This window comes from Thermoanaerobacterium thermosulfurigenes, assembly GCF_051201035.1.
GTDB classification, from domain to species: Bacteria; Bacillota; Thermoanaerobacteria; order Thermoanaerobacterales; family Thermoanaerobacteraceae; genus Thermoanaerobacterium; species Thermoanaerobacterium thermosulfurigenes.
The window spans coordinates 94,906-102,579 of record NZ_JBPODR010000008.1 but is presented as its reverse complement, the minus strand read 5'-3'; the positions used below and the strand labels follow the sequence as shown (position 1 = coordinate 102,579).

Below are 7,674 nucleotides of genomic sequence, written 5' to 3'. Positions count from 1 at the left end.
AAGTGTGCATAATTGTGTAAATTACTATTACTTTTTTCTGGCAAAGCATTAAGTTTTCAAGGAACAGAGTAATTATTTATGTGCGAAGTTTTAGTTATTATCTTTAAAGGCGCATATTAAAGGCTCCACATTTGTATCTGTACTTATAGGAAGGCTTAAAATCAACACGTCTTTGTATTTTCCAACAGGCGTTATATCTTTAGAATAGTCTGGTTTAAAGCTTCCTTCTTTCACGATGCTTCTACATTCTTTCGCAACATCATCAAGTAAAGTTGCCTTTTTTGTCTTGAGATCGACTTCACCTAATGTTTTGAAACATTGGATGTAGTATTTAGAACCTACAAGCATTGTATTATTTAGACAAGGTGTATAAACAACACCACCACCTGGAAGCCTTACCTCGTCCCAGCTTATCTTGTCAATGTTATCTACATTGCACTTGGCAATATATATATTGGAATGTGTCTCAAATGGATAGTTAAAGATAAATGTTATATTACCTGTTTCGCTGTCATAATCTATAAAGCATGGTTGATTATATTCACCTACTGTAATGTCATTGCCTTTGTCATCCTTCGTTTTATGCAGAAATGATACATTCAGAAATGATACATTTTTTTCCATTACATCGTTGCCATTGTGTAAGTATAATGTATAGCTTTTTACTTTTTTAATTGATTCAAGATTGTCATCTACATTCCCTTTAGCCTCAATGTCCTTGCCGTATATCATACCCACATCATTGCCTTTGACAAAATCTACTTTGTCCTTATATTCATCTGTTGAATAAGAAGTCTTTCTCAATACTATCCTGCCATCTCCATCCCAAAATAAAGGTGTGACAAAATTTGGGTCTTCTGAGGCATAGACCGTCTTTTTGGTTAAATTTACTTTAGAATTATTCAAATCCCAATAAGCTAACATTGCCGCATATTTATTATCTGGCTCATTTGTATATATCAAAAAAGGTATTTTTATCTCTTCAATGTCGCTCTTAGGTCTTTCTTTTTCTGTGACTTTAGTATTATCTACAGTATAACAGCCTGTAGCAATAAATATAAGTACAAAGACCATCAAGAAAAACTTTTTCATAAAGAACAAAAACTCCTTCCTAAAAAGTTCGTACAAAGATGAAGTAACATAAGCTTCTTATTTGCATGAATTAAACACTCATTAATCTTAATTCCAAAGAACATAATATTCATAGCCTGATATACTTGAGTAATTTACTTGATTTCTATCATTTGTATGTCCACTAAATTATCTTGTTAAGGAGATTTCCGATTGATGATAAAGACACATAACAAAAACAAAAGATTTAAAACCAGTACAACCAAAATGATAGATAACAACCATTTAAAGAATTTATCCAAACCCATTCACCTCAATCCTTCCAGACATCGCCGTTTCGAGTAACGCTTACTCTTAGATCAACATACTCATCTTGTACAACCAAACCATTCTCCTCACACTCTATTCCCTAGTTAAAATTACCTCTTGCATAAGCTCTGCAGTATTCTCCGTTATTTATAACTGTAGTACCAGTTTCCCAGTTTGACACTTGCCAGGCTGAAAGGGTACCTCTTTCATAATAACCCCATAAACCTCCATTTTTTATTCGTTCTGAGACTTCTGCTGTTTTAAGTTATTCTGATAAAATTGCCAGTCGATGTTTGATTTCATTATATGTTTCTTCCAAAATTGTGACAACTGACCAAAAGTACTAATTTTTTAGCACGAAAGTACTAAAGTGGAATAAGCTGCATTTGAAATTATATCAAATCCATCTTCGCCGCTTTGTATATACAGTCCTTTACATTTTTCACGTTTAATATTTCAAAGATCTTATTCTTATGATATTTTACATTGCTTATTGATCTATTAATCATTTTTGCAATCTCTTCATCTGTCTTTCCTTCCGCTGTTAGTTTTAAAATCTTTAGCTCCACTTCTTCCAATTTTTGCTTTATCATTTCCTTTTTAAGCGCTGCATAATTGTATTCTGTATATTTTGCCATCAAAAACACCATAAACACACATTCATCAGTAAGTCCATTCATACATGAAATATCGATTACACCTATCAATTGCCCTTTATTATCAAAGATAGGTACAGCTATGCAATCTATCTTCCTGAGGCACTTAAGATAATGTTCATTCTTTTTGACAAATGCAGCTTCTATTTCGTTTAAAGCGATCGATACTGCATTTATTCCTGCAAATTCTTCTTTCAACTGAACACCTATATTTAAATGGAGAAAACTACTTTGTTAGGCGCAATCAAATCTATTATGACGCCATTTTCATCTGTCAATAGATATGTATAATTTTTAAATTGACTATTAATCTTAGATATTTCATGAATGCTTTTTCTAAAGGCTTTAATTAGCAACTTCTTCTCATCGAAAATGTAAAAATCTGATACAAACATAAACGGCTTTACATCTTGATCAAGTCCTCTTTTTATACACCTTCTCCATGCTTCATCAAACAAAAGTTTATGAGTATCATATTTTATGACTTCATACTTCATCTCGATCCCCCTTATTAAAATAAAGTTAAAACATTAGCAACTTTCAAAATGTCCAAGTTTATTATTGTATTTTTTCTATAATCATATTTCTACAAAAACTTTTGAATTCCTTTTTATGTAACCAAAACTTAATACTTCTTAATAAATTCTTAATGTTTTTAATAATTTTTTTAATTTTTATCAATTTAAACAAGGGACAGATTTATATCTGCCCTGCAGGAATAAGCATTAATTGCAAATCATATCTGATTATTCAATTTTATTTGCAACATTATTAATATAGTTAACCATAAAAGATACTTTTCTAATTCCTCTTTAAATCATAAACCCCAATATTAATCAACAATATTCAATATGACATCATTAACATCAGATTTATGATTGGGATATTTTATTAAATAATCAATAATAAACTGAGCGATTTCTATAAATACTGAAACACACAAACCCAACAATGGCATATAATTAAATTTGTTCATATTTCTATATATTATCGGTACAAAAAAGCCAAGTGGTATAAAAAGTATAATATTCTCAACCACATTTTTTATAACTATACTAATTGGTGGTGAACTCATAAAAATTATTATATCTTTCATAGGAACAATATTTATTATTTGGAGTATACTTAGGCATAAGTGGATAAAATATAATCGGGAAAAACACTATACTTATTAGTTCAATTGCATATATAATAAACCCTGTTATAAATGTAACCATAACAATATTTTTTGTCAACTTAAATTGTTTTATAATAAGAGGAATGAAGAAAATAAACAAAATAAGTTTTAACCCTATTGGAAAATTCATTCCCAAACTAATTCATCCCCTGAGAATATAACTTAAATAACCTTTCATGTATTGTCAATCCTGATGCATAGTTCCATAACCGACTATTGTACATAGTATTTTTACATTTTTTAAAGCTCATCAATCAAATTCTTACGTCTGAGAACTTACCGGTAAATCTCTTAATTTCATGATATATCCACTTCATAAATATGCTAATTGACCAAAAGTACTAATTTTTTTAGTACGAAAGTACTAAAACGGTACTTGTCGCATGAAAAAAGTTGTAATGACCTCCTTCTTATAATAAAATAGATATGTAATAAAATCATATTTAGGAAAGGGTCATTATGAGCAATCTTTTATGGGTACTTGAATCAACAAAAAGCGATAAATTTCCATACAGGCTTAGTATCAAAAAAGACGATACGGTGCTTTTATCGCTGTTTGTGCAGAATAAATGGCCTGGTGCTGGAAGTCAGATATTTTGCCTTAAAGATACCAATGAACAATCCAATGATTATGAAGTCATTGAAAAAGTTCCAATTATATCAATTGATCGATATGGGAAGCGTCTATCTGTAGTTTTAGATCGTGGTGTAAATAAAAGATGTGAATTTCTCTTTCTTAAAAAGAAATACAAGAATAAAGAAGGGGAATACGAACAGATATTTTGGAGAACACAGCAAGGCTTAAAGGAGCACAAGCCTCGTGTTAAATTGACTGCAAAAGGAAACAATAATCTTCACATATTAATTGATGCAAATGAAAAATATCCCTGGAAATTTAACAATTGCATTGTTGAAAGAGTGCAGTTGCCAGCAGGTGATTACGCATTGTTTTACAATAACGAAATAGAAGCCGTCGTAGAAAGAAAAAGTTTTGAAAACTTTAGAGCCGACATGGCTAATTTGCCAATTTTGCATCAGAAGCTGGGTGAATTGGAAAAATACAAGCATTCGGCTCTTGTCATTGAAGCCAACTATTCTGATTACTTAAACCCTTACAAATTAGGCGTCTATACGCCATCGTATATGTCAAAGGTGATAGCTGAGATTTTTGCATTTCATCCAAAATTTCAAGTAATCTTTGCAGGCAATAGAAAATTGGCTAATGAATGGACATTAAGGTTTTTCCAAGCCATTATATCACACGAAAGCGAATCAATACCTGATGTAGTCGCAGAAGAAATATCAGATTATCAAACGAAGAATGACTTTACAGGTGGAATTTACTACGACATTAGAAAAGAAATTCTTGAAAATATTAATGGAGATTTCACAATAAGCGACTTACGAAATAGATTTAGTAATGCCTCCGACTCTACAATTAGAAAGGTACTAAACGACCTTAAAAAAGAGGGTTTAATAATTAATTTTGGTAGAGGTAAAGGCAGCACTTGGACAAAAGTAAAGCTACATTGACAATTTCTTCCTTTGCTTTTATCCCAGTTATCTTTAAGGCTTCTTTAATAAGCTTATCATCTATAACAATATTTGTATGCACAAATTATACACCTTCTTACATGAATTTTAATACAAATATACTTTATGTCAACTGCACAAAAGCACATGTAAAATCACGCATGTTTTAAAACTCTATAACATCACTATATGTTTAAATCTTTAATAAAAGAGACAAAAAAATAAGATGCTATTGTGTAGTAACTGCACCTTGACTATTTTATATATGTAACCAAAAGTTTTAATATTTCTTCTGCAATTTTACGTTCCCTGTCAGTACATTTATTAAGCAATTCTATTAGCGCATCTTCTTTTCCATCGTTATTTTTATTTTCCGCTTCCCCTATCCCGAATAAAAGATAATCTGTACTTACATGAAGACTCTTTGCAATACGTACAAATGTCTTTAAACTCATTACTCGTTGAGCACGCTCTATATGCCCAATATACATAGCAGAAACGCCTACTGCTTCTGCAAACTGCTCTCTCGTTAATCCTATTCGTTCTCTTTCTGCTCTTATGCGCATTCCTACTTTTTTTAAATCAAAATCACCATTCACCTTTATATTCACTCAACTTCCACAAAAATTTAATACATATATATATTATTCTGTATTACAAACTTTATAAATAAACTAAAACGCACATATTTTTATTGCTTAATAGTTTACTTTTTTATATAGTTACCTTATAATTTTGTATAAAAGTGTATAGGGGAAAGGTGATATAATTGAAAATTATAGATTTTTATGTCATCATTTTATCATTTTTAATTACTCTAATTACTTACTATACTGCTAATAGTATTGTTTTTATACTAATACAGTTCTTTATTTGCATTACAATAAGTATTTATACATATGTACTTAAAAACAATGCAAGAATAGACAAGCTAACCAGTTTATACAACAGGAAATATTTTGACTATATTTTAATTGTTATAATAGCTGATAAGGCGCTATATATAGCCAAAAATCAAAAAAACACTGTTGTATGTTTACAGATGTGAAAAGCCTCACTTATGATACGTCTCACCCTTCATTATCTTGAATGCCCTATAAATTTGTTCTACTAATATAAGCCGCATGAGCTGGTGTGGAAATGTCATCTTTGAAAATGATAGCTTTAGATCCGACATAGATTTTATATCGTCGTGTAAGCCTAATGATCCTCCTATCACAAATGTTATATTAGAATTGCCCGCCGTCATGACATCTTCTATATAGCGGGCAAATTCTACCGAATCCATTTGTCTACCTTCTATGCAAAGAGAAATTATAAAACTTCCTTTTCTGATTTTATCGATGATCTTAGAGCCTTCTTTTAACATAATGGCTTCTTTTTCTTTATCGCTTAAGCTTTCAGGGGCTTTTTCATCGTTTACTTCAGTTATGTTTATATTGCAGTATGGCTTCAATCTTTTGGCGTATTCCTGTATTCCATCTTCTATAAATCTCTCTTTTATCTTTCCAACTGCAATTACGTCTATATTCAAAATTCTCCCTCCATTATACGACAAGATACTTAGGAATGTCATCGCAAAAATCGCACTTATGAGGTGCCAACCAATCAGTAAATGATACATCGTCAAGCATGTATATATCTGGCGGTTGCTCATATACATCTACAAACTCTTCAATGGCATCCTCCAAATGTTTTTCACAAACAACATACATAACAATATTCTCCTCATTTTCCTAACGTTATTGTAGTCATCCCGATATTCCCCGTCAATGTCCTGTATTTCACACTTACTTTGTCACCTATATTTTTTGAATATATTACAGTTTTAAGCTGCACCATTGTATCAACAGGTTTACCATCAACCTCTAAAAGTATATATCCTTTTTTGATACCAGCTTTTTCTGCTGGCCCTGCAGGATCTATGTCAGCAACGTATATCCCTTCCGCTATAACTATATCTGCATTTATATAGCTGGCTATCTCTTTATCGTACCCTACTATTCCTAAATAAGGTGCTTTAAATGTACCTGTTGCAATCACTTTTTTAATGATAGGCTTTATAATATTGATTGGTATGGCAAAGCCCAATCCTTCCGCTGTGGTTACTTTCGCCGTATTGATGCCTATTGCATTTCCTTGAGCATCCACTAAAGGACCACCGCTATTGCCGGGATTTATCGATGCATCTGTCTGTATCAAATCTTCCATGATTTTTTGTTTGTTATTTTCTTCTAATGGCAGACTCCTATTTAACGCGCTTATTATGCCAGATGTCACTGTCCTTTCAAAGCGAAGCCCCAAAGGATTGCCTATGGCTATAACCGTTTGACCAACTTGAACCTTATCCGAATCTCCTAAAGGTATGGTTGGAAGATTTTTAGCGTTTATCTTTACAACCGAAAGATCCAATGTGGAGTCAGACCACAAAACCTTTCCAGGTAGCGTATTTCCATCGCTTAAATAGATGGTAAGTTTCTTTGACTCTGGACTTGCAACATGGTTATTTGTAATAATGTATCCGTTTTTGTCCACAATAAATCCAGAGCCTACGCCTTCTACTTGTTTTTCCAACACGTAATACTGCCTTTCATACTCGATAGATGATATCCCTACGACAGCCTGCGTGTCTTTTTTGGCTACAGCTTCTGCTATCGTAGAAGGCTCTGCTTTAGGTATTATAACTTCTTTTTTTAGTGGAGCAGTATTTGTGTACGGTAGAGGTATCACCTTCCCCCACAAAAATTTTGGAGCAATGTATGTAAAAACAAGTGATGTAATCACAGCTATTATTACGACTGTCATAAGATAAGACGGTCTTTTTACATTTCTATCGTCGCCGCTTTGCATCATATCACCTCATAATTATCATGTGTATTATAAGGTGATTTATTCTATATTTATGTACAAAAATAAGTCCTAATGAGG

At 31.9% G+C, this 7,674-nt stretch carries 10 protein-coding genes; 1 reads left to right on the top strand and 9 read right to left on the bottom strand.

The window, feature by feature from the left end; all coding sequences use genetic code 11:
- Positions 1-90: 90 nt before the first annotated feature.
- From HNR52_RS04900 to HNR52_RS04885, 4 genes are all read right to left on the bottom strand, one after another.
- A complete protein-coding gene (locus tag HNR52_RS04900) occupies positions 91-1,092 on the bottom strand; it encodes a hypothetical protein (RefSeq protein WP_435619848.1) in 1,002 nt (333 codons plus the stop codon).
- A 680-nt stretch (positions 1,093-1,772) separates the two neighbouring features.
- The gene (locus HNR52_RS04895) at positions 1,773-2,234 is read right to left on the bottom strand and encodes a helix-turn-helix transcriptional regulator (RefSeq protein WP_435619847.1); all 462 of its coding nucleotides are present in this window, start codon (positions 2,232-2,234) and stop codon (positions 1,773-1,775) included.
- A 14-nt stretch (positions 2,235-2,248) separates the two neighbouring features.
- Positions 2,249-2,533, bottom strand: a complete 285-nt coding sequence (locus HNR52_RS04890) for a hypothetical protein (RefSeq protein WP_435619846.1) — start codon at positions 2,531-2,533, stop codon at positions 2,249-2,251.
- A gap of 335 nt (positions 2,534-2,868) precedes the next feature.
- Positions 2,869-3,141 carry a VanZ family protein gene (locus HNR52_RS04885; RefSeq protein ID WP_435619851.1) on the bottom strand — a complete coding sequence of 91 codons (273 nt, stop codon included), beginning with the start codon at positions 3,139-3,141 and terminating at the stop codon, positions 2,869-2,871.
- A gap of 531 nt (positions 3,142-3,672) precedes the next feature.
- Between HNR52_RS04885 and HNR52_RS04880 the strand changes: the two genes are divergently transcribed.
- Complete coding sequence (locus HNR52_RS04880) at positions 3,673-4,746, top strand: ERCC4 domain-containing protein (RefSeq protein ID WP_435619845.1); 1,074 nt, start codon at positions 3,673-3,675, stop codon at positions 4,744-4,746.
- On the opposite strand, the gene HNR52_RS04875 is transcribed toward HNR52_RS04880, so the two are convergent.
- The 5 genes from HNR52_RS04875 to HNR52_RS04855 form a co-directional block, all read right to left on the bottom strand.
- Positions 4,694-4,828 carry a type II toxin-antitoxin system VapB family antitoxin gene (locus tag HNR52_RS04875; RefSeq protein WP_083815345.1) on the bottom strand — a complete coding sequence of 45 codons (135 nt, stop codon included), beginning with the start codon at positions 4,826-4,828 and terminating at the stop codon, positions 4,694-4,696. The genes HNR52_RS04880 and HNR52_RS04875 overlap by 53 nt on opposite strands.
- A 172-nt stretch (positions 4,829-5,000) precedes the next feature.
- Positions 5,001-5,357: a helix-turn-helix domain-containing protein gene (locus HNR52_RS04870; RefSeq protein ID WP_013789051.1), complete on the bottom strand. Its 357-nt coding sequence runs from the start codon at positions 5,355-5,357 to the stop codon at positions 5,001-5,003.
- A gap of 443 nt (positions 5,358-5,800) precedes the next feature.
- Positions 5,801-6,280, bottom strand: coding sequence for a 23S rRNA (pseudouridine(1915)-N(3))-methyltransferase RlmH (rlmH, locus tag HNR52_RS04865; protein WP_013789053.1), 480 nt, complete (start codon positions 6,278-6,280; stop codon positions 5,801-5,803).
- A 13-nt stretch (positions 6,281-6,293) separates the two neighbouring features.
- Positions 6,294-6,461 (bottom strand): CxxH/CxxC protein, encoded by a 168-nt coding sequence (locus HNR52_RS04860; protein ID WP_013789054.1) that lies wholly within the window; start codon positions 6,459-6,461, stop codon positions 6,294-6,296.
- Between the two features lie 13 nt (positions 6,462-6,474).
- Positions 6,475-7,551 carry a S1C family serine protease gene (locus HNR52_RS04855; RefSeq protein ID WP_435619850.1) on the bottom strand — a complete coding sequence of 359 codons (1,077 nt, stop codon included), beginning with the start codon at positions 7,549-7,551 and terminating at the stop codon, positions 6,475-6,477.
- Positions 7,552-7,674 lie beyond the last annotated feature (123 nt).